The organism is Ruegeria sp. H8, from assembly GCF_056532905.1.
In genome coordinates this window covers 1,148,620-1,174,504 of the sequence record NZ_JBQFNY010000001.1, presented here as the reverse complement: position 1 = coordinate 1,174,504, position 25,885 = coordinate 1,148,620, and the positions used below count along the sequence as shown (strand labels likewise).

23 protein-coding genes are annotated in these 25,885 nt (G+C 58.1%); 13 read left to right on the top strand and 10 right to left on the bottom strand.

Annotation, left to right across the window (positions count from 1 at the left end; all coding sequences use genetic code 11):
* Nucleotides 1-95: 95 nt before the first annotated feature.
* From ACR0A2_RS05810 to ACR0A2_RS05790, 5 genes are all read left to right on the top strand, one after another.
* Nucleotides 96-1,376, top strand: a complete 1,281-nt coding sequence (locus ACR0A2_RS05810) for an ABC transporter substrate-binding protein (protein ID WP_480834349.1) — start codon at nucleotides 96-98, stop codon at nucleotides 1,374-1,376.
* 65 nt (nucleotides 1,377-1,441) lie between these two features.
* Nucleotides 1,442-2,293, top strand: a complete 852-nt coding sequence (locus ACR0A2_RS05805; protein WP_171613569.1) for a branched-chain amino acid ABC transporter permease — start codon at nucleotides 1,442-1,444, stop codon at nucleotides 2,291-2,293.
* A 1-nt stretch (nucleotide 2,294) separates the two neighbouring features.
* A complete protein-coding gene (locus ACR0A2_RS05800; RefSeq protein ID WP_171328914.1) occupies nucleotides 2,295-3,242 on the top strand; it encodes a branched-chain amino acid ABC transporter permease in 948 nt (315 codons plus the stop codon).
* Nucleotides 3,239-3,970 carry an ABC transporter ATP-binding protein gene (locus ACR0A2_RS05795; RefSeq protein WP_480834347.1) on the top strand — a complete coding sequence of 244 codons (732 nt, stop codon included), beginning with the start codon at nucleotides 3,239-3,241 and terminating at the stop codon, nucleotides 3,968-3,970. Before ACR0A2_RS05800 ends, ACR0A2_RS05795 begins: the two co-directional genes overlap by 4 nt.
* Nucleotides 3,970-4,677 (top strand): ABC transporter ATP-binding protein, encoded by a 708-nt coding sequence (locus ACR0A2_RS05790; RefSeq protein ID WP_480834346.1) that lies wholly within the window; start codon nucleotides 3,970-3,972, stop codon nucleotides 4,675-4,677. The genes ACR0A2_RS05795 and ACR0A2_RS05790 overlap by 1 nt, the downstream gene beginning before the upstream one ends.
* An 87-nt stretch (nucleotides 4,678-4,764) precedes the next feature.
* On the opposite strand, the gene ACR0A2_RS05785 is transcribed toward ACR0A2_RS05790, so the two are convergent.
* Nucleotides 4,765-5,769 carry an Ldh family oxidoreductase gene (locus ACR0A2_RS05785; protein ID WP_480618741.1) on the bottom strand — a complete coding sequence of 335 codons (1,005 nt, stop codon included), beginning with the start codon at nucleotides 5,767-5,769 and terminating at the stop codon, nucleotides 4,765-4,767.
* 31 nt (nucleotides 5,770-5,800) lie between these two features.
* The gene (locus ACR0A2_RS05780) at nucleotides 5,801-8,230 is read right to left on the bottom strand and encodes a GcvT family protein (protein ID WP_480834345.1); all 2,430 of its coding nucleotides are present in this window, start codon (nucleotides 8,228-8,230) and stop codon (nucleotides 5,801-5,803) included.
* A gap of 322 nt (nucleotides 8,231-8,552) precedes the next feature.
* On the opposite strand from ACR0A2_RS05780, the gene xylB reads away from it, so the two are divergent.
* The 3 genes from xylB to ACR0A2_RS05765 are packed head-to-tail and all read left to right on the top strand — an operon-like array spanning nucleotide 8,553 to nucleotide 12,252.
* The gene (gene xylB, locus ACR0A2_RS05775; protein ID WP_480618739.1) at nucleotides 8,553-10,010 is read left to right on the top strand and encodes a xylulokinase; all 1,458 of its coding nucleotides are present in this window, start codon (nucleotides 8,553-8,555) and stop codon (nucleotides 10,008-10,010) included.
* The gene (locus ACR0A2_RS05770; RefSeq protein WP_480834343.1) at nucleotides 10,010-10,957 is read left to right on the top strand and encodes an aldose epimerase family protein; all 948 of its coding nucleotides are present in this window, start codon (nucleotides 10,010-10,012) and stop codon (nucleotides 10,955-10,957) included. The genes xylB and ACR0A2_RS05770 overlap by 1 nt, the downstream gene beginning before the upstream one ends.
* Entirely contained in the window at nucleotides 10,954-12,252 is a 1,299-nt protein-coding gene (locus ACR0A2_RS05765) for a cytochrome-c peroxidase (RefSeq protein ID WP_480834342.1), read from the top strand. The genes ACR0A2_RS05770 and ACR0A2_RS05765 overlap by 4 nt, the downstream gene beginning before the upstream one ends.
* Here the strand turns inward: ACR0A2_RS05765 and ACR0A2_RS05760 are convergent, their stop codons facing one another.
* On the bottom strand, nucleotides 12,253-13,752 hold the full coding sequence (locus tag ACR0A2_RS05760) for a CRTAC1 family protein (protein WP_480834340.1): 1,500 nt from the start codon (nucleotides 13,750-13,752) through the stop codon (nucleotides 12,253-12,255).
* Between the two features lies 1 nt (nucleotide 13,753).
* Nucleotides 13,754-14,971, bottom strand: coding sequence for an ROK family transcriptional regulator (locus ACR0A2_RS05755; RefSeq protein ID WP_480834339.1), 1,218 nt, complete (start codon nucleotides 14,969-14,971; stop codon nucleotides 13,754-13,756).
* Between the two features lie 153 nt (nucleotides 14,972-15,124).
* Here ACR0A2_RS05755 and xylF point away from each other — a divergent pair, with 153 nt between their 5' ends.
* The 5 genes from xylF (at nucleotide 15,125) to ACR0A2_RS05730 (ending at nucleotide 21,188) form a co-directional block, all read left to right on the top strand.
* The gene (gene xylF, locus ACR0A2_RS05750; protein ID WP_152457515.1) at nucleotides 15,125-16,144 is read left to right on the top strand and encodes a D-xylose ABC transporter substrate-binding protein; all 1,020 of its coding nucleotides are present in this window, start codon (nucleotides 15,125-15,127) and stop codon (nucleotides 16,142-16,144) included.
* A gap of 75 nt (nucleotides 16,145-16,219) precedes the next feature.
* Entirely contained in the window at nucleotides 16,220-17,518 is a 1,299-nt protein-coding gene (locus ACR0A2_RS05745) for a sugar ABC transporter permease (RefSeq protein WP_480834338.1), read from the top strand.
* A complete protein-coding gene (locus ACR0A2_RS05740; RefSeq protein ID WP_480834336.1) occupies nucleotides 17,518-18,315 on the top strand; it encodes an ATP-binding cassette domain-containing protein in 798 nt (265 codons plus the stop codon). The genes ACR0A2_RS05745 and ACR0A2_RS05740 overlap by 1 nt, the downstream gene beginning before the upstream one ends.
* Before the next feature lie 10 nt (nucleotides 18,316-18,325).
* On the top strand, nucleotides 18,326-19,633 hold the full coding sequence (gene xylA, locus ACR0A2_RS05735) for a xylose isomerase (RefSeq protein ID WP_480834335.1): 1,308 nt from the start codon (nucleotides 18,326-18,328) through the stop codon (nucleotides 19,631-19,633).
* Between the two features lie 199 nt (nucleotides 19,634-19,832).
* Nucleotides 19,833-21,188: an MATE family efflux transporter gene (locus ACR0A2_RS05730; protein ID WP_480834334.1), complete on the top strand. Its 1,356-nt coding sequence runs from the start codon at nucleotides 19,833-19,835 to the stop codon at nucleotides 21,186-21,188.
* A gap of 10 nt (nucleotides 21,189-21,198) precedes the next feature.
* Here the strand turns inward: ACR0A2_RS05730 and ACR0A2_RS05725 are convergent, their stop codons facing one another.
* The 6 genes from ACR0A2_RS05725 to ACR0A2_RS05700 all read right to left on the bottom strand — a co-directional run bounded on the left by ACR0A2_RS05725 (nucleotide 21,199) and on the right by ACR0A2_RS05700 (nucleotide 25,884).
* The gene (locus ACR0A2_RS05725; protein WP_171613590.1) at nucleotides 21,199-22,296 is read right to left on the bottom strand and encodes a M56 family metallopeptidase; all 1,098 of its coding nucleotides are present in this window, start codon (nucleotides 22,294-22,296) and stop codon (nucleotides 21,199-21,201) included.
* On the bottom strand, nucleotides 22,283-22,678 hold the full coding sequence (locus ACR0A2_RS05720) for a BlaI/MecI/CopY family transcriptional regulator (protein ID WP_170346648.1): 396 nt from the start codon (nucleotides 22,676-22,678) through the stop codon (nucleotides 22,283-22,285). The genes ACR0A2_RS05725 and ACR0A2_RS05720 overlap by 14 nt, the downstream gene beginning before the upstream one ends.
* Before the next feature lie 65 nt (nucleotides 22,679-22,743).
* Nucleotides 22,744-23,145 (bottom strand): DUF2160 domain-containing protein, encoded by a 402-nt coding sequence (locus ACR0A2_RS05715; protein WP_152457519.1) that lies wholly within the window; start codon nucleotides 23,143-23,145, stop codon nucleotides 22,744-22,746.
* Between the two features lie 8 nt (nucleotides 23,146-23,153).
* Entirely contained in the window at nucleotides 23,154-23,951 is a 798-nt protein-coding gene (locus ACR0A2_RS05710) for a carbohydrate ABC transporter permease (RefSeq protein WP_480834332.1), read from the bottom strand.
* The gene (locus ACR0A2_RS05705) at nucleotides 23,948-24,811 is read right to left on the bottom strand and encodes a carbohydrate ABC transporter permease (RefSeq protein WP_257600416.1); all 864 of its coding nucleotides are present in this window, start codon (nucleotides 24,809-24,811) and stop codon (nucleotides 23,948-23,950) included. The genes ACR0A2_RS05710 and ACR0A2_RS05705 overlap by 4 nt, the downstream gene beginning before the upstream one ends.
* Nucleotides 24,808-25,884 (bottom strand): ABC transporter ATP-binding protein, encoded by a 1,077-nt coding sequence (locus ACR0A2_RS05700; RefSeq protein ID WP_480834330.1) that lies wholly within the window; start codon nucleotides 25,882-25,884, stop codon nucleotides 24,808-24,810. Before ACR0A2_RS05700 ends, ACR0A2_RS05705 begins: the two co-directional genes overlap by 4 nt.
* Nucleotide 25,885: the final 1 nt, after the last annotated feature.

Genomic DNA, 25,885 nt, shown 5'->3' with positions numbered 1-25,885 from the left:
ACATGAGTCTTCAAGAAAGGAATTGATCGAACCATCTTCTTGTGTACTGTATACAGAATACAAGAAGGCATAATGAGACACAGGGAGCTAATGTGATGATCAAGACAGCGCTGCTCAGCGGAACATGCATCGCGCTCATGGCCTCGGCGGCCGGAGCGGAAATCAAGGTAGGATTCATTGGGTCGCTTTCCTCGGACACCGGATTGTCGACGCTGCGCGGGGCCGAGATTGCGATTGAAGAGCTCAACGCAAATGGCGGCGTGATGGGCGAACAGATCACCCTGGTCTCGGCGGATACCGGACAGGACCCGACCGAGGGCATCCGGGCCTATGAATATCTTGCGGAAACGGAAGAGGTTGATTTCATCGTCTCGGGCTCGATTGACGATGTGTCGCTGGGATGGCTGCCCCGCATGCAGGAGTACCGGATTCCGACACTTGACACCTGGACATCCTACATCGGCATCATCGACATGGTGGTCGAAGACCCTGAAAGCATGGCGCCCTATTTCATGAACATCGCCTCGGATGAGGCTCTGGCCACGTTGTACATCAACTTTGGCGCGGATGTTCTGAAGGAAAAGATGGGGTGGGATTCCGTCGTCATTCTGGCGGAAGATACGGCCTTTGGCGAGGCGATCACCGGCCTTGTCACCGAAGCGCTTGCACCGGTTGCGGGTATCGAGGTCAAGGACATCATCACTTATGACGTTGCCACCGTCGATTTTGCTCCGATCTTCAGCCGCGCGCAGGACACCGGGGCGGACTTCATCTATCAGGTCTCGTCGGTTAATTCGCAGGTTGTGTCATCGCAATACGTGAAACTCCAGGTGCCGATGGCGATGACTGGCGTGAACGTCGCTGCGCTGGGTATGGAGTATTGGGAAGATACGGGCGGTGCCGGTGGCGGTATCTCGACCCTGTCTCCGATCCCTTCGGTCGGGTTTCGGCTCGATCCGGCCAGCCAGGAGTTTGTCGATACCTATCAGGCGAAGTATGACAGCCGCCCGCTGCTGCCGCATTTCAACGGGTTCAATGCCTATCATGGGCTGAAACAGGCGATGGCCGCAGCCGAAGAGGCCGGCGGTTTCGAAAATGTCGAAGGCTGGGCCGATGCGATGAAGAAACAGGATCTGGTTCTGGAACTGGATGGCCAGCTGTGGCTGCGTTACGCCTTCTGGGGCGATGACGAAGTAGAGCCCGTGACAGGCCGGACTTATCCGCACAATATCCGTTTTGACCTGTCCGAGCCGTTCGACGATGCCGCGCCGTCAATGGTCGTGGTCCAATGGTACGAGGACGGCACCGCCGCCGTCGTCTATCCCGAGAAATACGCGACGGGTGAATTCACCTTGCCAAGCTGGGTCAAACAGTAACCTGTCCGTTCGCTTAGCTTGAAATGGGTGCGCGGGTGCGCGCACCCGCAGCCAGGGATCCTTACATGTTGCAAATACTGATCCAGGGGCTTTTGCTCAGCGGTCTCTATGCGCTTATCGCAATGGGTTTCACGCTGATCTTCAGCATCGGTCGGGTCCTGAACCTGGCCTACGGTGCCTATCTGATGGTCGGCGGGTACATGTATTTCTGGGTGTCCCAGACGCTGGGAATGCCAAAACTGATGGGCGTTGCGGTGGCCGTGGTTCTGGGCGTTCTGATGGGGGTTCTGAAATACCGCCTGATCGTCAAGACCCTGAAAGGGGATCACGTAGCCGTCGAGATATCGACTCTGATCCTGGCGGTCGTGATTCAGGCCGGGATCGTTCTTGTCTTTGGCGACAGCAGCAAGATCCTGCTGCCGATCGTGCCGGGCGTGATCAACGTCGCCGGAGCGTCCGTTACTTATAATATCCTGATTGCAACGCTGATCAGTTGGGCTGTTTTGCTGGGCCTGTATGCCTTTGTCCGCCTGACACATACAGGGCGGGCGATGCAGGCGGTGTCGATGGACGCTAAGGGGGCCGCGATTTCAGGGATCGACCCGGATCGGATCAACCTGATCACATGGGGTATCTCAGGGGCACTGGGTGCGCTGGGCGGCGTGTTTTTCGCCAGCTATACACAGCTTTCGCCGTCAATGTGGGTTGCGCCTTTGATCATCTCGGTGGCCGTCGTCATTGTGGGCGGCATCGGGTCGATCATCGGCACGCTGGTCGTTGCTCATATCGTCGGCTTTCTCGAAGTCATCGTTGTCGCCACCCTGGCGCCGGAACTGCGCGGTGTCTTCACCATGCTGCTGATCATCGGCGTGCTGGTGACGCGACCGCAGGGCCTGTTCGGTCGCGAGGAGTTGTAACATGGGTCTGCGCTGGTTTCACTTTGTCCTTTGGGGCGGCCTGATTGCGGGGATGCTGCTGTTGCCCCAGGTCGTCTCGAACGGGACGCTGCGCACGATGATCTTTGCCAACTATCTGGCCATCTTCGCCATCAGCTGGGATGTGCTGTCGGGCAGGACCGGGTATGTGAGTTTCGGGCATCCCTTCCTGATCGGTATCGGGGCCTATACGACTGCCATCCTGACCAAACGGTTTGACGTGCCGGTCGAAATCTCAATCCCTGTGGCCGTGTTGGTTACGATGATCGCGGGCCTGATTGTTTTGTTGCCAGCACTGCGCATTCGCGGCAGCTACTTCGCGCTGGTCACGCTGGCTTTCATGGAACTGCTCTATCAGCTGGTTCAGGTGATCCGCCCGGATCTGACCGGCGGCACACGCGGGATGTCGGGAATTCAAACTCTGACACGCGGCGCTGCAAACGGCTACTACCTGTCCACGGCCCTGATGCTCAGCGTGGCGGTCAGCATGTGGCTGCTGATGAAAACCCGGCTGGGCACTGCACTGGCCGCCATCGGAATGAATGAAGAAAGCGTGCGCGGTTCGGGGCTCAGCACCACGCGGTTGAAGGCCTTTGCGTTTCTAACCAGCGCGTTCATCGCCGGTCTGGGCGGGGCGTTCTATGTCCATTACCTGGGCTCACTTGCGCCCCGCGCGCTGTTTGACATCAACTTTCTTTTCACCATCATCGTGGCGGCATTGCTGGGCGGAACATCGACCATCATCGGCCCCATGATCGGTGCGTTCTTCATGACGTTCCTTCTGGAATACCTGCGCCCCGTGCTTCCCGGGGCTGAACGGTATTTCGTCTACGGTGCCATCGCACTGCTTCTCTACATGTATCAGCCAAAGGGATTGGTTGAACTTGTACAACGCGGCTTTCAAAGACTGCGGAAAGGGGGGGTGGCATGACCGTTGCGCTGAAAGTTTCCGGTCTCGTCAAACGGTTCGGCGGGCTGGTGGCCACGAATGATCTGTCCTTTTCGCTGCAAGAAGGAGAGTCGCTGGGCCTGATCGGTCCGAATGGCGCGGGAAAGACGACAGTATTCAGCCAGATCATGGGCGAATTGCGGCAGAACAGCGGTACGATCGAGCTGTTCGGCAATGAGATTTCGGCACTGTCGACGCCTCAGCGTATCCGGGCCGGGGTCAGTAGAACCTATCAGATACCTCGGCCGTTCGGCGACATGAGTGTTGCAGAAAACATCAGGGTGGGCCTGATGCCGGACGACATCTGGCGCATGATCGTTTCGCCGCCGGATGCGGACAGGGAAAAAGAGCTCGCGCTGAGTGTCGGGTTCACGGAAACGGATCTGAGCCGCTCACCCGCCGAACTGGCAATGGGTGATCTGCGCAAGCTCGAAATGGCCCGAACCATGGCCACGGCACCGCGAGTCATGTTGCTGGACGAGGTGTTTGCAGGTTTGACAGTCGGTGAAATCGCGCAGATTTCCGATCTCATTCAATCCATGCGCAAGGACGGGATGACCTTTTTGATCGTCAGCCATGATTTGCCGGCGCTGGAACCGCTGATCGACCGCGCCATCGCCATCGAGCGGGGCACCATGATTGCCCAAGGCGCGTTCAGCGACGTGATGAACGACGCGGCCGTTCAGGCCTCGTATCTGGGGAGCGTCTGATGTCCTATCTGGAAATCGAGAACCTGTCCGCGTTTTACGGCAAGGCCCAGGCGTTGACCGATATTTCGATCACGGTGCAGCCCGGCGAGATCGTCGCCGTGGTCGGCCCGAACGGTGCAGGTAAATCCACCTTGTTGGACAGCATCATGGGCCTTGTGAAAATCGAAGGCGACATCCGCTTGCGCGGGCACAGCCTTGCCGGTCGAAGCCCTTCGGAAATCGTGCGTCACGGGGTGGGCTATGCGCCCGAGCGGTTCAACCTGTTTCCCTATATGTCCGTGCGCGACAACCTGATGGTGGGGGCCTTCACCGCACGAGACGATATCGAAAACAACCTTGAGATGGTGCACACTCTTTTCCCGCGTCTGCAAGAACGGGAAGGGCAGGAGACGTCGACCCAATCCGGCGGGGAAAGGCAGATGGTGTCCTTTGGCAGGGCTTTGATGACCAGCCCGGAACTGCTGCTTGTCGATGAGCCGACGATCGGTCTTGCCCCGAAGATCTGTCACGAGATTGCCGAAGTCGTCCGTCAGCTGAACAAGGAATACGGGCTGACCGTCGTCATCACGGAACAGAATGCCAATTTTGCCCTGTCGCTTGCCAGCCGCATCTATGTGCTGGAGTCCGGGCGGATGCAGACGTCGGGTACAGCTGACGAACTGAGAAATGACAAACGCTTGCTCGAGGCCTATTTCGGCGGCCATTGAGTGGCTTGGTTGGCAAGCCGGGCAGGTGCTGTCCGGCCATTCGATGGCAGGTGCTGTCCGGCCATTCGATGGCGGGTGATTTCAGTTTCAGCCAAGTGCGGCCAGAACCTCGGTGCTCACGTCGATGCCATGGGCTTCGGCGGCTGCCCGTTTTGCAAGGCGACCGTCCCCCGGAACCCGGGCGGATCCGTTGCCGGAAATCTCGGCGCAGATGCGGGCGACATATTCGTTGAAGGCCGCGTTGCCGAACCGGGTGGGATCGATGGCAATCAGGGTAGCACCACCTTTGATGTTCAGGGCGCCGAAGGATTCGCGTTCTTCGTTGTCCACGGACAGGGTCCCACCGGCCAGCGCGGCGCCCAACACCTCAACCATGAAAGCGATCGCGGCTCCCTTATGCTCTCCGAACGGCAATAGGCTGCGGGTTTCAAGGATGGCATTCGGGTCTGTTGAGGGCTCGCCTTGGGGATCAAGACCGGCAGGGCGGGGCAGGTCGTGCCCCTCGGCAGCGGCCATGCGGATATCCATGAGGGCCACCATGGACGAGGCCTGATCCCAGACCACGGGCGCGTCGCCGTCACGCGGGCAGGCAAAAGACATGGGGTTGGTGCCAAAAACCGGGCGAACCCCACCTTGCGGAACCACCATGGACAACGAGTTGATCACGGCAAAGGCCACCAATCCGGCTTCGGCCAAAGGTTCGGTGTCAAACCGTAACGCACCCAGATGGTGGCAGTTAGCACAGGTGAACGCGGCAATCCCGTTTTCCCGGGCCATCGCGATCAGGTCCTTGCGGGCTGCTGCCGCTGCAACCTGATAATACCCGTTGTCGGCATCACAGCGCAAAACGCCCGGGGCAACCTTTTCGGTCTTGGGCTTCGCGTGCCCGTTGGCATAGCCGGACGTGAAGCTTTGGACATAGACCGGCAACATGCGCAACCCGTGACTGCGCGGGCCGTCCCGTTCAGACCGGGTGACGATATCGGCAAGTACATCACTGCTGCGCGAGTCCGCTCCGGCAGAAACAAGAACCGATTTGGCCAAGTCCCGAACTTCGGCAAGTGAAAGCGTTTTTGTCGGTTGTTCGGTCATCCGTTCGAGTCCCGTCTTTCTGTTTTCGCACTCAAGCGCGCGGGCGTGTGTTTGCGGGATCAACAGCACATGTGTCGATGACCACGGCGTTGCGCATCTCATTGTGGACCAGCACCTGCATTTTCGTTCCGGGCGCCGTCATGTTCTGTGGCACTAGTGCCATCGCAATGTCGTGGTTGCAATAATAAGAGAACCCGCCCGAGGTGACACGGCCGATCAGCTTGCCCCGAGCATAGACACCCTCGTCAAACATCACCGATGTTTCGCCAAAGGGCAGTTTCAGCGTGACCAACCGCCGGTACGCGCCTTCCTTTTTCTGTTTCAAAAGAGCAGCCTTGCCTATGAAGTCGCGACCATCTGTTACCACGAACCGATCAAGGCCGGCCTCGTATGGCGTCATGTCCTTGCAAATCTCGCGATTGATGGCGCGATAGGATTTTTCAAGACGCATGGATTCCAGTGCCTCAAGCCCGAAAGGTTTCACACCGGCCTTCAGCAGCAGGTCGACAAGATGGCGGTTGTAACCGACCGGGTGATGCAGTTCCCACCCCAGCTCGCCTGTATAGGACACGCGAAGCAGATGAACGCCCTTGGCGTACCCCACTTCACCCATTTGCGCAGAAAGCCAGGGGAAGGTTTTGTTCGACAGATCATTGTCGGTCAACGGTTGCAGGATCTCTCGTGCCTTGGGGCCAGCCAGAGCAATCACGCCCAATTGTTCTGAAACATCCTCAAGAAGGACAGAGCTGTCATTGGGCAGCAAACGTCGCAGTTGATCCCAGTTGTAGGCGCGCCAGTTCGGGGTGGAGACCAGGTAAAAATCATTCTCGGCATAGCGGACGACCGTATATTCCGCATCCATGCCGCCCTTTGGGTTCAACAAAAGCGACAGGGTCATTCGCCCGACTTTGGGCAGCCTGTTCGCCATGAGGCCATCCAGCCATTCGGCGGCCCCGGGTCCGCGCAGGGTGAACTTGGTCATCGGCGACATCTCGATGAAACCGGCCACGTCACGGGTGGTGCGCACCTCTTCCTGAACGCGTTCCATGTGGTTGGTGCGGCGGAAGGAATGTTCCGGAACAGCGTCCTCGCGCGATTTGGCGAACCAGCGCGGAAACTCATATCCGTTGAAGCTGGTCCAGACGGCGCCATGCGCGCTCAGCAGGTCGTAGGACCCCATCGTTTTCATCGGGCGCGCGTCGGGAAAGTCTTCTCCGGGAATGTGCGCGTTCATGTGGGTCCCCCACGTTTCGCGCACCTTGTCCATGGTCCACCGCTTGGACGCGTAATCCGAAAACCGGCGCGGGTCGAGTTCAGACATGTCCATGCCCGGATCTCCATCGACAATCCAGCGGGCCAGGCGTTCACCGACAGTGCCCCCCCACAATATGCCGCCGGGCATGCCTTCGGCCAGCCACAGGTTTTCATGCCCCGGCGCAGGCCCCGCAAGCGGCAACTCGTCCGGCGTCATCTGGAACGGACCTCGGGTGTTGGCCTTGATACCCACCTCTGCAAGTGTTGGAACCCGCTCGATGGCGCGTTCCCACTGCGTTTGGACCGCGTCGAAATCTTCGGGTAAGAGGTCGGCACCAAAGTCAGGCGGCACGCGATCTTCGGCAAATAGCTTGAGGTCTTTGGTGAACTCATAAGGACCGAACTGAATGCCGCCCACATCTTCGCGCAGATAGGCACCGTAATCTTCATCCCGCAGGATCGGGAACTCGGGCAACCCCTGCGCGCGGCGTTCTTTCAGCAGCGGAACGGTTTCCGTTGTCCAATATTGGTGAACGATTGGAATGCAAGGCAGATCTAGACCAACACGGCGCGCGTTTTCGCGGGCATAGTTTCCGGTCGCGAAGACAAGATGTTCGCAAGTGATCTCACCCTGATTGGTTGTCACCTTCCAAAAACCGTTTTCCAGTTTTTCATAAGCCAGCGCTTCGGTGTTCTGAAACACTTTGGCGCCTTTCTCGCGCGCCAGCCTGGCCATTGCCATGGTGATGTCGGCCGGGTTCACATAGCCGTCCTCGGTATGCAGGATGCCGCCGCGAATATGTTCCGATTGGTTGAGCAGAGGGTGCAGTTCGGCGATTTCCTCTGGCGTCAGCAGCTTGCAGGGCACACCGGCAGCTTCGGCAATCGAGACATAGGACAGGAACTCGTCCCAGCGTTCCAGCGTATTGGCAACGCGCAACTGGCCCACCTGGCGCAGCCCGACCGAAGCGCCGACCTTCTTTTCGACTTCGGAATAGATGCGGATGGTCTCCATCGTCATCTTCGAAACATTGTGGGATCGCACGAAGGTAACCAGCAGACCCGCCGCATGCCAGGTAGAGCCGGAGGTCAGCGTCGTTCTCTCCAGCATGACTGCATCTGTGCATCCATGCTGCGTCAGACCATAAAGAACCGAAGCCCCAACGCATCCGCCTCCAACGACGACAACCTTGGCATTTGACTGCATTCCACGCATTCCTTCCTGAGGCTGATTTCGTTTCCAGAGGGTCAGTCAAAACGAAATCAGCGGGCCGAGAACTGATTGAACTGTTTACGTGAAATCCGCGTCAGGCAATTCGAAAAATTTTCCGGTCCAGCTGAGTTCAGTTAAACCATGATCGGGTTTGTCGATGATCTCGCGCATTCTGTGAGGCGGCCCGCAAAAATACCGGCCATCTCTTGTTTGGAATTGTTGTGTTAGCGCAAACTGTGCTGGTAAGGTCTGACATCGGCTTGGGGTGTGCTTTGTTGCGCCCGCGATCCGTACGGCATACGAAGGGGGAAATCGCGTGTATCTCGGTCTGGATTTGGGGACGTCAGGTCTTCGGGGAATTGTGGTCAGCGAAGAGGGCAAAGTCGTCGCCGAAGCCGAAGCAGGTGTCGAGACATCGATTTTGCATCCCGGCTGGTCGGAACAAGATCCGTCCGATTGGGTAGAGGCCTGCCAAAACGTCGTTGCCCAATTACGCGCGTTGAACGGTGTTGCATTTTCTGCGGTGCGCGGCGTCGGTCTGAGCGGCCACATGCACGGTGCAACGTTGCTGGATCGGGATGGCAATGTGCTGCGGCCCTGTATCCTTTGGAACGACACGAGATCAGCGCAGGAAGCTGCGGAGCTGGATGGTCTGCCATCGATGCGCGCGATCACCGGGAATATCGTTTTTCCGGGTTTCACCGCACCCAAGCTGGAATGGGTGCGCGGGCATGAGCCTGACATGTTTGCGAAGACATCCAAGGTGTTGCTTCCGAAAGATTATCTGCGTTTCTGGCTCACCGGTTCCTATGTCAGCGACATGTCCGACAGCGCCGGTACGGCATGGCTGGACGTTGGAAAACGTGAATGGTCAGACACTGCGCTGGATCTAAGCCACATGCGCTGGGACCAAATGCCAGAGCTGGTAGAAGGCAGTGCGGCAGGCGGAGAGCTGCGGTCAGATATCCTTAGGCAATGGGGTCTGACCGGGCCCGTCGTGGTTGCCGGCGGGGCCGGTGACAATGCGGCGGCGGCCTGCGGTATCGGAAGTATTGGCGAGGGCAGCGGATTTCTTTCCTTGGGCACGTCGGGTGTGTTGCTGGTCGCAAAGGAAAGCTATGCGCCCGCGCCGGAAACAGCGGTTCATTGTTTTTGTCATGCGGTTCCGGATCGCTGGATTCAAATGGGTGTGATCCTGTCGGCCACCAACAGTCTCAACTGGCTGTCGCGCCATCTCGGTCAACCCGTCGGTGCGCTGGCGTCGACCCTGCCGGATTCGGTGAAGGGGCCGTCAAAGATCACCTTCCTTCCGTACCTGTCCGGTGAACGGACGCCTCACAACGACAGCGAAATACGTGGGGCATTCCTGGGGCTGGATATCGCATCGGAACCCGCTGATCTGACGCAATCCGTGACAGAGGGGGTTTCCTTTGCCATGCGCGATTGTTTGGAGGCGCTAAAAAGCACGGGCACCAATCCCGAAAGTCTGCTGGTCGTCGGTGGCGGGGCGCGGTCTCGGTTTTGGCTGGAAACACTGGCCACGGTTCTGAACACGCCGCTTGCTGTGCCCGATGGAAGTGGGTTCGGCGCAGCCATAGGCGCGGCGCGTCTTGCTGCATGTGCGGTGGACGGCACCGACCCCAAGGATGTCATGCTGGCCCCGAAAGTCGCAGAGCGTGTTGAACCACGTGTCGAACTGTCCGGCGCATATGAGGCGGAATATCAGCGGTATCGCGAATACTATGCTGCTTTGTCCCCTTTGGCCGCGCGCTGATGGCTGATCCGAAACCCATGCCTGTCGAGCAGGTCCTTCTGGAAGACGGAAACATGTCCGTTTCCCTGTTGAACTATGGCGCAATCACGCAAGGCTGGTGGCTTGGCGAAACACCTTTGATATTGGGCTACGAAAACCCGCAGGATTACCTGTCGGACCCGTTCTACCTTGGCGCGATGGTCGGGCGAGTGGCCAACCGCATCGGCGGGGCACAGTTTGCATTGCAGGGGCGCGTTCATCACCTGACAGCAAACGAAGGGCCGACCACGCTGCATGGTGGTCCGAGCGGGCTGTCGCTCAAATACTGGGATATCGTGAAAACCTCTCCAAATCAGGCGGTTCTGTCCTTGACTTCACCTGAAGGTGAAGGCGGTTTTCCCGGTGAAGTCAAATTCGAGGTGCGTGTCGAACTGACCTGTCCGCGTCTGATCTACACAATCAGGGCGCGCCCGGATCGCCCGACGCCGATCAGCATCGCGCAGCACAATTATTACACTCTGGGCTGTCCTGAGGATATCCTGGACTGCCGGCTCAGGCTGAGGTCGAACCGGGTGCTGGAGCTGGACGCGCGTTCCGTTCCTTCCGGAGATATCTCAGCCGTCGGCGACAGTGTGCCAGATTTCGCGTTGTCACGCACCGTCGGGGCAAAGGGGCGCGAGCTGGACCATTATTTTGTGTTTGATGACGGTGGAACCCATGATCATCCGGTCGCAGAGGTCACGGCACCTTCGGGATTGAAGATGAACCTGTATTCAGATCAACCCGGTGCACAGGTCTATGCCGGAGCACACCTGTCAGGCCGATTTAGCCCGTGTGCGGGGCTGTGCATTGAACCGTCAGGATATCCGAACGCCGTGAATGTCCCCGCGTTCCCGACCGTCATCCATGCGCCGGACAACCCGTATCAACAAACACTGACACTTGAGATTTCCGAGGAACGATCATGAGACTTCAGATTGCAGCACATGCCGTAGGCATCTGGATGTCGCTTTCAGTTGCTCAGGCGCAAGACCTTGGTCCGAAACCTGAATTCATCGAACCTGACTTTTCAAAAGCAGAGTTGGGGCAACTGCTGTTCTACGATCCGATCCTGTCGGGCAACAAGAACATCAGCTGCGCAACCTGTCATCATCCGAAGCTGGGAACGTCCGACGGGCTTTCACTGGGTATCGGCGAAGGTGGGGCTGGGCTGGGTGGTCAGCGCAAGGTCACACAAGACAACAGACCCGAACAGCGCATTCCCAGGAACTCGCCCGCGATGTGGAACCTCGGGGCGCTGGAATTCACGACGTTTTTCCATGACGGTCGCCTCAAGACGGATCCGTCACAGCCCAATGGCATCAGAACCCCGTTGGGGACACATATGAGGCCGGGGTTCAAATCGGCTTTGGCGGCGCAGGCGATGTTTCCGGTGCTGTCACCTGACGAAATGGCGGGGCACTATTCCGAAAACGAGGTGAGCAAGGCCGTACGTCTCGGCTTGCTGACGCAAGTGGGTGGCGCCTGGGATCTGATCGCCGCGCGTGTGGCGGCGATACCAGAGTATCAAAGGCGATTTGATGACATCGCGCCCGGAGAAGGCATCTCCTTTACCGCAATCGCCAATGTCATTGCCGATTTCATCGCGTTTGAGTGGCGGGCTGACAACAGCCTGTTTGATCGTGCGATGCAAGGCGAAGACAGGCTGCCCGAACAAGCGCAGCTGGGGATGGAGCTGTTCTACGGAAAGGCTGGATGCAGTGCCTGCCATTCCGGCTGGTTCCAGACCGATCACGGGTTCCATTCCATCGCCATGCCTCAGATCGGCCCCGGAAAATCAGCCCGTTTCGAAAATCATGTGCGGGATGACGGGCGACTGCGCGTCACGGGCGACAAGGATGATGCATTCGCATTCCGCACGCCTTCGCTGCGCAACGTGACCTTGACGGCGCCCTATGGCCACAGCGGTGCCTACGCACGGCTTGAGGATGTCGTGCGTCATCATCTGGATCCGGTTTCCGCTTTGCGGAACTACGCCATCGAAATGGCTGACTTGCCAGAGTTTTTCGGGGCAGAGGATCAAAAGGCTTTGCTTGATCCCCGGCATGTCGAAGCCATAGCTGCGTCAAACGATCTGGCGCCCATCGACCTGAGTGATGACGAGGTCGATGCCATCCTGAGTTTTCTGGGCACGCTGGAAGATCCGGCTGTGCGGCTGGGTGTTCCCCAAACGGTTCCCAGCGGATTGCCCGTCGATCAGTGATCAACGGCCGAGGCGGATCACCTGATTGGCATCTACCTTCTGCCAATCTCCATGTTCACCATCGGGCCAGATCACCCGTACTTCTGCGGTTGCGAGGTCTCCCAGACCAAAGTGGTGGAACCCGGCAATTCCGCTGGCGTGCCCCCCGCCAATGGTCACTTCACGGGTTTGAATACCCTCGGTCGTCCTGACCTCGATAAAACTGCCGACTGCCTGTCTGTTGGGGTGGCTCTGGCCGAGATCAATCATGAGCCAGTTGCCGGTGGTCGGCTCATTCTGGAAAACCTCAAGGTCCGAGCCGCGATTGACCACCACCAAATCCAGCCATCCATCCCCGTTGAAATCCGCCAGGGCCCCGCCGCGGGACTTTGCCATGGACGCGACACCAGCCTCTGATGCTGTTTCAACAAACTGACCGGCGGCGGTCTGCATCAACAGGTTGTTGGGGTCGTTCTGCGCCGCGTCGGGCATCTGCTCAACATTGCCTTTGGCAACGAAAATGTCGTCCAGCCCATCATTGTTGACGTCCCCGAACTGTGCATGCCAGCCGGTCGAGGGGCGGCCGTCTTCTCCTGCATGTGGCCTGTGTGCCGTTGTTCCACGGTCGTAAGTCGCATCCCGCCATGTCGGCCCATCTGATGCAGGATCAAAAACCTGGAATTTCTGGTCCCCCATGGACGTCAGATAAACATCGGAAAACCCGTCACCGGTCAGATCCCGCGAGGCGATCCCCATGCCCCAGATCGAATAGGGTAGCCATCCATCGGCCTCGCTGTACAGGCGCGGGGTGTATTCCATGGCCCACAATTGCTCTTGCCCTCCACGCACATAGTAGTGGCGGTCATTGCTGACACGCAGATCCGCGCGACCCGTGCGCGCCCAGTCGGAAAACAGGATCGACAGGGAACAGTGACCGGGTTCCAAACGGACAGGATCGCCGTACTTTTCGCCTTGGGGTCGGTACAAAAGCGTCGGCCCGCAAGCCTCAAAAGGTCCATCCGGATTGCTTCGGTCGACATAGGTTCCAAAGGCCAGCGTTGGCAGGGTTTGCCCGCGTTCCCAAGTGGCGGAAAAGCCGGTTGTCCAATGGTCCTGAGATTGAAAACCCAGTGCCGTGAAGGGCTCGAACGCGCAGTTCGGTTTGCCACGCAGCAACAGGTCTTTGCCTACGCGCAAAACCGCAAGGTCCAAGAACCCATCGCCATCAATGTCTACCGGGTATGCGCCGGTCACACGGGTCAAGGATAGATGGCCGGTCGTATCCGGAAGAAAACTGACCTCTGCGTCGGATGTGTTGATGAACAATTGCGCTGGGTTTGATCCGCCTGCCACAAACATTTCAGGGCGGTCGTCATCACTGCAGTCGAAGACCGCGACACCCCCGCCGACGAAATGTTCCCAGCCGCCATCGTAAACATGGCCGGGGGTTTCCACCTTTTGAAAGCGGGGTGGAACGGTGTCCGCAGCGGCAGCGGAACCTGCCGCAAGCAAGATTGCCATCTTAGTTCGCATGAGTCGCCAGTTCCCTGACCTTCAGGATAGAGACTTGTTCAATTCCATAAGCCGCAGCCCCTTTTGCCCACATTGAATCTCCCCAGTGGTTGACCTTGATTTCCGGCAATGGCGCGTCGACGCTGACGACGCCGTTTTGGACACGTGCCATCACCTCGTCTGAATGCAGGTAATCAAATCGGCCTCTGGCGCCGGACAGGATAATGCACTCGGGGTCGAACAGATTGATCAGGTTCGAAACTCCCATCCCGAACATTTGGCCCGCGCGGGCCAGAACGGAAATGGATCGGGCGTCGCCGGCTTTTGCTGCTGCAAGTATATCGACAAGAGTGCGGGGATCCGTTGCTTCACTGGCGATCGTGGCTTCGCGGATCAGGGCGTATTCCCCCACATAGGCCTCCAGGCATCCGCGCTGGCCGCACTGACACAAGGCACCGTCCAACTGAACTTTGAGGTGCCCGAATTCTGCGCCGCATCCGCGTTCACCGCGATAAAGCTTGCCATCAAGGACGATGCCCAGGCCGATGCCATGTTCGATCGTAACAACCAAAAAGTTCTTCAGCCCCTTTCCCAACCCAAAAAGCTGTTCCGCCTTTGCGACCAGATTGGCGTCGTTTTCGATGAAGGCGGGGCAGGGGAGCACCTTGGACAACAGCGGGCTCAAATCCACATTTCGTTCCGTCAGCGAAGATGACCAATGCACAAAGTTCTGATTTGCATCGATAAGGCCAGCGATGCCGATGCAGACACCTGACAAATCGGCAAGGGATAGGTTTGCCGAGGCGCAGGCCTGATCAAGCACGCCGCGGATCTTCTTGGCAAACGCATCCGGGGCCATGCGGGCTTGGTCCAGCGGATGCGTGTACGAAGTGATTTCGGTTCCTTCAAAATCCACGAGAATGACTGAAACCTGCTGGCGGGCGACTTTCACGCCCGCAATCAGATGTGACGCGCCATTTAGTTTCAGCTGTACCCGCGGTCTGCCGCGGCGCGCTGATTTGGAAGGTGTTTCGCTTTCTATTTCCGCAATCAGACCGGCAGACAGCAGATCGGCAGTGGCGGACGTGATGGTCGCTGGGCTCGTCTCCAACGCGGTGGCGATGTCGATTCGCGAAATGGTGCCTGTGGCCCGGATTTTTTCCAGAACGCGCAGGCGAGTGACGTTCCTTTGGTCCGTGGCATTTGAAGAAGCTTTGCTTTTCAGCATCTTGCCCTCGCGAATCTGATCCCTGTTTCAACCTAGGTGGTTTTTTCAGTTACCGATAGCATAAATATTTTACCGACTGAAATAAATATGCTACTCAGAATTATCGGGGCCACGAATCATGAAACGATGGCTCAATGAAACCGGGAGGAAATCATGAAACGAATTCTCAGCGCCTCTGTAGTGGCGGTCCTGATGGGGACAGCTGCATTCGCAGAGCCCACGGTCGGCGTAAGCTGGTCGAATTTCCAGGAAGAGCGTTGGAAGACCGACGAAGCGGCGATCAAGGCTGCACTGGAAGCGGGCGGTGCGGAATACATCTCGTCTGATGCCCAATCTTCTTCTGCCAAGCAATTGTCGGATATTGAAAGTCTGATTGCCCAGGGCGTCGATGCGCTGATCATTCTGGCGCAGGATTCCCAGGCCATCGGCCCGGCAGTGCAGGCGGCGGCAGACGAAGGCATTCCGGTCATCGCGTATGACCGTCTGATCGAAGATGACCGTGCCTTCTATCTGACATTCGATAACGTTGAAGTCGGCCGCATGCAGGCCCGCGCGGTGTTCGAAGCGATGCCGAAAGGCAACTATGTGATGATCAAGGGCTCGCCCACGGATCCGAACGCGGATTTCCTGCGCGGCGGTCAGCAAGAGATCATCCAGGCCGCCGTTGACAGCGGCGATATCGTCATCGTGGGTGAAGCTTATACCGACGGTTGGTTGCCTGCGAACGCACAGCGCAACATGGAACAGATCCTTACCGCGAACGAAAACAACGTCGATGCCGTCGTGGCCTCGAATGACGGTACTGCCGGCGGCGTTGTTGCAGCACTGACCGCGCAGGGCATGGAAGGCATTCCGGTCTCGGGTCAGGATGGCGATCACGCGGCGCTGAACCGGGTTGCCAAGGGTACGCAGACCGTTTCTGTCTGGAAAGATGCGCGTGAGCTGGGCAAAGCTGCCGGTGAAATTGCAGTTGCGTTGAGCAATGGAACAAGCCCCGAGGACATTGAAGGTGCCATCAAATGGACTTCGCCTGGCGGAACCGAGATGAACTCGGTCTTCCTTGCGCCTGTACCGATCACCAAAGACAACCTGTCCGTCGTGGTCGATGCTGGCTGGATTCCGTTGGAAGACCTGTGCCAGGGCGTCGAAAACGGCCCTGCACCCTGTAACTAAACCAAGTTCCAAACTATAATATCTCTGGCCCGCAAGGGTGGGCCAGAGATCACAGCTGAACATGAAAGATCGGATATGACCGAAACTTCGTCTCAGCCGGTACCCCAAAAAGCAAAGGCCAACCTGTTTCAGCAACTGGAACTGGATATGCGGCTATTGGGCATGATCGGCGCCTTCATCATCCTGTGCATTGGCTTCAACATCGTGACGGATGGCCGCTTTCTGACGCCCAGAAACCTGTTCAACCTGTCGATCCAGACCGTCTCGGTTGCGATCATGGCCTGCGGCATGGTGTTCATCATCGTCATGCGCCACATTGACCTGTCGGTTGGGGCGCTGCTGGCGACCACATCTGCCGTTATGGCGATGACGCAAACCGAGCTGTTGCCGAATGTTCTGGGCATGGGATTGAACCACCCGGCGACCTGGGCGATCACGTTGGTGGTTGGCCTTGTGGTGGGCACATCGATCGGCGCGTTCCACGGTTGGATGGTGGGGTACCTGACCATCCCAGCCTTTATCGTGACGCTTGGTGGTTTTCTGGTCTGGCGCAATGTTGCTTGGTACATGACCGATGGCCAGACGATCGGCCCGCTGGACAGCACCTTCCTGATGTTCGGCGGTACCAACGGAACGTTGGGAACAACGGTCAGTCTTCTGTTCGGCCTTGCGGCCACGGCCGTCGCGATCTGGGCATTGTGGAGCGGTCGCCGGTCCAAAGCAGCCCACGGGTTCCCTGTTAAGCCGGTTTGGGCTGAAACAACACTGGCCGGGATCGTTGGCATCGCCATCATGGGCTATGTTTTCATCGTCAACAGCTACGCGATCCCGACACGCCGGCTTGAACGCATGTTCGAAGCGCGCGGTGAGACCATGCCAGAAGGTCTGGTTGTCGGCTATGGCATCCCGATCTCGGTCCTGATCCTGATCCTTGTTGCGGTGACGCTGACTGTTGTGGCCCGCAAGACCCGCTTTGGTCGCTATATCTTCGCCACTGGCGGCAACCCGGATGCGGCAGAACTGTCGGGCATCAACACCCGCATGATGACCGTCAAGATCTTTGCCCTGATGGGGTTCCTCTGTGCGTTGTCAGCCGTTGTGGCCTCGGCCCGACTGGCCAACCATTCGAACGATATCGGTACTCTGGATGAACTGCGTGTGATTGCTGCGGCCGTGATTGGCGGCACGGCACTGTCAGGTGGTATCGGCACGATTTACGGCGCAATCCTCGGCGCGCTGATCATGCAGGCGCTGCAGTCGGGCATGGCCATGGTTGGCGTGGATGCACCGTTCCAGAATATCGTCGTCGGCTCCGTTCTGGTTTTGGCCGTCTATATCGACATCGTCTATCGCAAACGTCTGGGGGCGAAATGATGCAAGCTCAAGAAACACAGAACCAAGTGTCGGGCCGTGGATCGGGCCAGCCTCCGTTAGTTGAAATGCGCGATATCTCGATTTCCTTCGGTGGTATCAAAGCGGTAGACCATGTGTCGGTTGATCTGTACCCGGGTGAAGTTGTGGGTCTTCTGGGCCACAACGGGGCCGGAAAATCCACCCTGATCAAGGTGCTTTCAGGGGCCTATCAGATGGACCACGGTGAAATCCTGATCGATGGCAATAAGGTCGAAATCAACAACCCCCGCGACGCGCGTGCCAACAACATCGAGACGATCTATCAGACACTGGCGCTGGCAGACAATCTGGATGCAAGCTCGAACCTGTTTCTGGGGCGGGAAATGGTCACGCCGTTCGGTCTGGTCAACGACGCGGCGATGGAGGCTGAATGCCGTAAGATCATGGCACAGTTGAACCCGAACTTTCAGAAGTTCAACGACCCGGTCTCGGCTCTGTCAGGTGGACAAAGGCAATCGGTCGCCATTGCGCGTGCGGTCTATTTCAACGCGCGCATCCTGATCATGGACGAGCCCACGGCCGCACTTGGCCCGCACGAAACGCAGATGGTGGCGGACCTGATCCAACAGCTAAAGGCGCAGGGGATAGGGATTTTCCTGATCGACCATGATGTGCACGCGGTAATGGAGCTGTGCGACCGGGCTTCAGTCATGAAGAACGGACAATTGGTTGGAACGGTCGATATCGCAGATGTCACAGATGACGATCTGTTGTCGATGATCATTCTGGGCAAAAAGCCCGGCGAAAAGACGGAATGAGGTAAGCGAAATGACGAGCGGTTTTTTTCAGGGAATTGAAGAAGTCCAATTTGAAGGCGAGGACAGCAAGAACCCGCTCGCATTCCGTCACTACAACCCGGACGAGATCATCTTGGGCAAGCGCATGGAGGATCGCCTGCGTTTTGCCGTGGCGTGGTGGCATTCCTTCGCGTGGGAGGGCGGGGATCCGTTTGGCGGCCCCACTTTCGAGCGCCCTTGGCACCCACAGGATGACATGGGCCGCGCCAAGATGAAGGCCGATATCGCGTTCGAGATGTTCCAGATTCTGGGACAGCCCTATTTCTGCTGGCATGATGCCGATATCCGTCCAGAGCAGGGGAACTTCGCCGACAATCTGCGCACGTTGAACGAGATCACCGACTATATCGGTGAAAAGATGCAGGCATCCGGCACCAAGCTGTTGTGGGGTACGGCCAACATGTTCAGCCATCGCCGCTGGATGGGCGGTGCCAGCACCAATCCCGATCCCGACGTCTTTGCCTTTGCTGCCGCCACGGTGAAATCCTGCATGGATGCCACCCACAAGCTGGGCGGCGAAAACTATGTGCTTTGGGGTGGGCGCGAAGGTTACGAGACGCTGCTCAACACCGACATGAAAACCGAGCTGGATCATATGGGCCGGTTCCTGAACATGGTGGTCGAGTACAAGCACAAGATCGGGTTCAAAGGTGCGATCCTCGTCGAACCCAAACCGCAGGAGCCATCAAAGCACCAATATGATTTCGATGCCGCGACCTGCATTGGTTTCCTGCGCAAATATGGGCTTGAGAATGAGGTCAAACTGAACCTCGAACAGGGGCACGCGATCCTGGCGGGGCACAGTTTTGAACATGAGATTGCAGTAGCCGCGGCCGAGGGGATGCTGGGCTCCATCGACATGAACCGGAACGATTATCAATCAGGATGGGATACGGATCAGTTTCCCAATAACACTCCCGAGGTTGCGCTGGCCTATTACCACATCCTGAAGGCGGGTGGGTTTACCACCGGCGGCACCAATTTCGACGCCAAGCTGCGCAGGCAGTCGATCGATGCCAAAGATCTGATCGCCGCGCATGTCGGCGGGATGGACATCTGTGCCCGGGGCCTGAAAGCAGCGGCAGCGATGATCGAAGATGGCGGATTGGAACAGGCGCTGGCTGATCGGTATGCGGGCTGGAATACGCCCGAGGCGCAGGCAATGCTGACCTCTGGTCTTGACGAGATTGCAGCGCGGGTGCTGGCCGAGGGTCTCAATCCAGATCCGTGCTCGGGGCGTCAGGAAATCCTCGAGAACTACGTGAACCGTTTTGTCTGATCCCCGTGGGTTCTAGCCGGTCCTGAAAATAACTTGTGTACAATGCCCCGGAAACGCGTGAGTTTGCTTCAGCGTTGGCCGGGGCTTTCCCTTGCCGGGCGCAACGGCATCAAAGGCCCGTCGGGGTCGAACAGGTGGGGCGAACAGGGTTTTGGCGGATCAATCGGCAGGCAAAGCGGTGTTTCTGAGCGGCAGTCTGATGCTGCATGTGACACGCATGTCATTGACCACCAGCATTGGCCTGATGGCCATTTTTGCCGTCGACTTTGTCGATATGATCTTCATCTCGATGTTGGGCAACGATGCGCTTGCGGCGGCGGTGGGCTATGCCGGTACGCTGCTGTTTTTCACCAACGCGATTAATATCGGATTGTCGATTTCCGCCGGGGCGCTGGTTGCTCGCGAACTCGGGGCCGGGCGGGCTGAACAGGCAAGACACTACGCGTCCAGCGTGGCCGTTATTGGGCTGATTGCCGGGCTGACGACCTCGGGACTGGTCTTGTTGAATCTCAGCTCTCTGCTGTCCTTGCTTGGTGCGGAAGGAGAGGTTCTGAGGCTGGCGACGCGTTATGTGTCGATCATCCTTCCGACCATGTTCGTGATGTCCATTGCGATGACGGCGATGGCCGTGCTGCGCGCTCATGGCGATGCGCGGAGGTCAATGATGGCCACGATCTACGGCGGAGTGGTGAATGCAGTTCTGGACCCGATACTGATCTTTGCGGTCGGGCTGGGGCTGGATGGCGCCGCTATCGCCTCGGTCCTGGCGCGGCTGTGCATGCTGGGGGCGGCGTTGTGGCCAGCGCATCGGGTGCATCGGGGATTTGCGCGCCCTTCACTGAAGCAGGTTGCAAAGGATTTGCGCCCCGTGCGGGCGATTGCAATTCCAGCGGTTCTGACAAATGTCGCCACGCCGATCGGCAATGCAATCGTTGTGCGGGAAATCGCGCAATATGGAACGGACGCGGTTGCGGGCATGGCGGTGATCGGGCGCCTTTTGCCGGTGGCGTTTTCGGTTATCTTCGCTCTGTCCGGCGCGATAGGGCCAATCATCGGACAGAATTTTGGTGCCGAAAAGTTCGATCGCGTGCGTGCTGCCTTTCTGGCAGGGATCAAGTTCACGGCCATTTATGTCGTTTGCATGTCGGCCATTTTGTTTTTGCTGCGCGCACCGATTGCGGATCTGTTCGCAGCCGAGGGCGAAACCCGAAGTCTGATCTATCTGTTCTGCGGCCCGTTGGCTTTGGCTTCGTTCTTCAATGGCGTGATCTTCGTGACAAATGCCAGCTTCAACAATCTAGGGCATCCGGTCTATTCCACATGGATAAACTGGGGTCGTCACACTATCGGCACTTGGGTTTTCGCGACGATTGGTTCACAGATCGCCGGCGCATCCGGCGTTCTGCTGGGGCAGGCGTTTGGAGGCGTCATCTTTGCAGTCATAGGCTGGGTTATGGTCGCGCGGGTCGTGGCGCGGTTGGAGCGCTCGCAAGCGCTCGAGCCTTTTTCAGATCAAGGTCGGCTTCATTCGCTGTTCGGGCGTCGCGGCTGGTGATCAGGTCGGATCAGTTCCCCTGATTGCGTGCTTCCAGCCGTTCCAGATTGACCACGGTTGACAGCATCAGGCGGTCATGGCTCCAATCCTGCGTTTGCTGGATCGACGCAGACCCCAATGCAAGAAGGGTGGCGAAGGTCAATGCCATCCCCAGGAACAGAGCGGGCAGGGTGGGCACCGCCGGCTGTGCATCGGTCAATGCAAGCACGCGCTGACGCAGCACGCGCTTGGCCTTGCCGCCCGTCACAAACGCAACATTCAGGACGCGAGGATTGTTTGCCGAGATCGTACGCGCGCAATAATCCAGCAGGCAGGAAGTGTATTCGCGCGCATCGATCCTTTTGCGGGCCACTACGGACTGGTCACATGCCAGTTCACGCAAGCGGCCGAACTGATACTTGAGCATCAAATAGGCTGGGTTCCAGAACAACAGCGGGCGCAGCATTTCAAAGCCCAGTTCCCATTCCACGTCACCCGCGCGAACATGCTGAAGCTCGTGCGCCAACGCAAAGCGCAGTTCGTGCGGCGTATCCAGCAGGTGGCTTGGCAGAACGACATGGCGACGGCGCAATCCGCGCACGGCGAACGGAACGGTGATGCGATCCGAAAGACGGATGTCAACCTTGGCCGACTGCCGCCAAAGAAAGCTGGATTTGACTGTCTGACGGATCATCGCCGCGTCCCGCAGAGCGCGGGCCGCAAACACGGCGGCGACCAAAACAAGCAGCGTTACAAGGGCAGTGATCACCGGCTGTTGCCCTGACAATGCAAGGTCCACCCACCGTTCACGGGTGTTCAGCAAGGCCTCGAACTGGGTGGCGGGCATGGCGATATCGCCGCGCAGATAGGCGGCAACGGCGATGTCGCCAAGCGCCATGGCGCTGCCCGGCCATGCATAAGAGGCGAGTGATGACACGCCAAACGCAAGAAACGGGCTGATCAGAACGCACACGCACAGCGCCTTGAGCGCACGCAACTGCGCGACATAGCTGTGGCGCAGGGCTGTTCGGGTCAGGGCTGCGCGGGCCGCCAGCCAGATGACGGCTGACAAGGCCAGCACGATGTTGAGTTCGATAAATGTGTCGAGAACCGGTCTAACCGCTGTCATTTTGCAGTCTCCTTTCTACCAGTGCTCGAATTTCCTCCAGGTCGGCTTCGCTCAGCCCCGCATCATCGACAAGCCGGGCCACCAGTGTGGCGGGTGTGTCGTCAAACAGAGTTCGGGACAGGTTTTGCAGAGAACGGGCCTGATATCTGTCCTTTTCCAGAAGCGGCGTATAGATCAGGGTCTTTCCTGTCTTGCGGCTTTCCACAAAACCTTTCTCGTCCAGAATACGCAGGATCGTGGCACCGGATGTATAGGCCAGATTGCGTTCCGAAGGCAGGCGGTCCAGGACATCTCGCACCGAGCCTTGCCCGAGGGCCCAGAGCTCGTTCATGAACTCCAGTTCAACCTCGGTCAGCAGATTTGTTGTCTTTTTCTTTCGCATCGATCTCGGTGTTGTCATGTTTAGTATGCCTGCCAGACAAGCATCCTTTCGCGATTTCTCAAAGTCTAAACTTTCCAGAACACAAAAACGCCCCAGCCGATAGACAGGAAAAGAGGTGTCCATACCGGCTGCCCGACAATGCCCAGCCAGGCGAGGAAGATATAGGCGGACCCCAGAAGGGTGATGAAAAGCCGATCGCCCAATGTGGTTGTCAGCCCCAGTACACCGCGCCGTTCTATGCCATCGCGATATTTGAAGCCCTCAAGAACGCCAATCAGCGCGATGGCCGAAAAGATGCCGACAAATACGGCAAGTGTCGCCGGGGTCCAGGCCATCCAGAAATCGGGCCACAGTGGTGCAGTCCAGGAAAAACCTTTTTCCTCTTGCTGGCCGACACTGCCCCATCCGGCCTGCTGGGCAAAGGTCGTAGAAGGAAGGAAAAGAAGGATGAGAAGAAGTTTACGCATATCGAACCTCACACACGTCCCATCGCGAAACCACGCGCGATGTAGTTGCGGACAAACCAGATGACGATGGCGCCGGGGATGATGGTCAGGGTGCCGGCGGCGGCCAGCAGCCCCAATTCATAGCCCGCGCTGGACGCGGTGCGGGTCATCACGGCGGCGATGGGTTTGGCCTCGACCGCGGTCAGGGTCTTGGCCAGCAGCATTTCCACCCACGAGAACATGAAGCAGAAGAAGGCCGCCACGCCCACGCCCGCTTTGATATTGGGCAGGAAGATCGTCATGAAGAAACGCGGGAAGGAATAGCCGTCGACATAGGCGGTTTCATCCAGCTCTTTTGGAATTCCCCGCATGAAGCCTTCCAAAATCCAAACTGCCAGCGGCACGTTGAACAATGTATGCGCCAGTGCCACAGCCAGATGCGTGTCGAACAGGCCGATCGAAGAATAGAGCTGGAAGAACGGTAAGGCGAAGACCGCTGCCGGGGCCATCCGGTTGGTCAGCAACCAGAAGAACAGCTGCTTGTCACCCAGAAACCGATAGCGAGAAAACGCATAGGCAGCGGGCAAGGCGACGCTGACCGAAAGCACCGTATTCAACGTCACATAGGTGATCGAGTTGATATAGCCCCAATACCACGTCGGGTCCGTGAAGATGGTGATGTAATTCTCCAGCGTAAAGGTCTGGGGGAACAGGGAAAAGCCCGACAGGATTTCGTTCGTGGTCTTGAAGGACATTGCCACCAGCCAATAGATCGGCAGCATCAGGAACGCGATATAGAGGATCGGGATGAGAGACCGCTTCTTCATTGCGCGTCATCCTTTGTCATCAGAGTGTAGAAGAGCCACGAAACCAGCAGCGTGATGGCGAAATAGATCAGGCTCATCGCAGCCGCAGGGCCAAGGTCGAACTGCCCCAGCGCGATTTTCACAAGGTCGATCGACAGCAGGGTGGTCGAGTTGCCGGGGCCACCGCCGGTCAGCACGAAGGGCTCGGTATAGATGTTGAAACTGTCCATGAACCGCAGCAGGACCGCGATCGTCAGAACCGTCTTCATCTTGGGCAGCTGGATGTAGCGGAACACCGACCAAGGGCTTGCCCCGTCGATCTTGGCCGCCTGATAATAGGCATCCGGGATCGACACGAGGCCTGCATAGCACAGCAACACGACCAGCGACGTCCAGTGCCAGACATCCATGACGATGACGGTGATCCAGGCCGAAAGCGGCTGTTGCGTCATGTCATAGTTGATGCCCAGAACGTCATTCAGGAAATATCCCAACAGACCGATCTGGGGCAGGGTGAAGATGTTCCACATCGACCCGACCACGTTCCAGGGGATCAGCATCGGCAGGGCCATCAGCACCAGACAGACGGGCACCCAGAATCCTTTGCGCGGCATCGACAGGGCCACGATGATGCCAAGAGGTACTTCGATGATCAGGATCAAGAAAGTAAACAGGAACTGTCGTCCAAGTGCGGCCTGAAACCGGTCCGACCGCAGGATCTGTTCGAACCAACCCAGGCCTTCCCAGAAAAACTGGTTGTTGCCAAAGGTTTCCTGCACCGAATAGTTGACCACAGTCATCATCGGCACCAGCGCGTTGAACGCGACCAGTGCCAGCACGGGCAGGACAAAGAACCACGCTTTTTGATTTTCTGTTCTCATTGGGCCCGCTCCTCGGTTGCGATCCAGCCGTCGCGGTAGACGCGGGATTGTTCGGGTTTGAATTGCAGGAAAACCTGTGATCCGGGTTCGGGCACGCTGTGTTCGGTCACGGCCTTGAGGGCGGTATTGCCGACCATCGCGCTGACCACAAAGTGGCGACCGATGTCTGATACTTTCGTCACATGCGCCGGGATGCCGGTCTCGCCGAAGCCGACATATTCCGGGCGAATACCCAGATCGGTGCGGCCGACATCACCATGAATGGGACCTTCCAGCATGATTTCGTGCCCTTCGAACAGGGCGCGGTCGCCGCGCGCCTCGCAGGGCAGCACGTTCATTCCGGGCGAGCCGATGAAATGGCCCACGAACGTGTGCTGCGGGCGCTCGAACAGCTCCACCGGGGTGCCGATCTGCACCACTTCGCCCTCTTGCATCACCACGACCTCGTCCGCGAAGGTCAGGGCCTCGGTCTGGTCGTGGGTGACGTAGATCATCGTCGCCTTGACGCGCTGGTGCAGTTCTTTCAGCTTGGACCGCAGCTTCCATTTCAGATGCGGGTCAATCACGGTCAGAGGTTCATCGAACATCACCGCGTTTACGTCGTCGCGGACCAGGCCGCGACCCATCGAGATTTTCTGCTTGTTGTCCGGGCTGAGGCCGCTGGCACGGGTGTTCAGCATGTCGGTGACATCCAGCATCTCGGCGATCGCATCGACGCGGCGCTTGATCGTCGCCGGATCGACGCCGCGGTTCTTCAACGGAAAGGCCAGGTTTTCACCCACGGTCATCGTGTCGTAAATCACCGGAAACTGGAACACCTGTGCGATGTTGCGCTGATCAGGGGGCAGAGCGGTCACGTCACGGTCGTCGAACAGGATCTGCCCTTCGGACGGGGTCAGCAGGCCCGAGATGATGTTCAGCAGCGTGGACTTGCCGCAGCCTGACGGCCCCAGCAAGGCATAGGCCCCGCCATCACGCCAGGTCACGTCGATTTCCTTCAGCGCGTAATCCTCGGGGCCTTTTGGCGACGGCATGTAGCTGTGGCGGAGGTTCGAAAGTTTGATCTGTGCCATG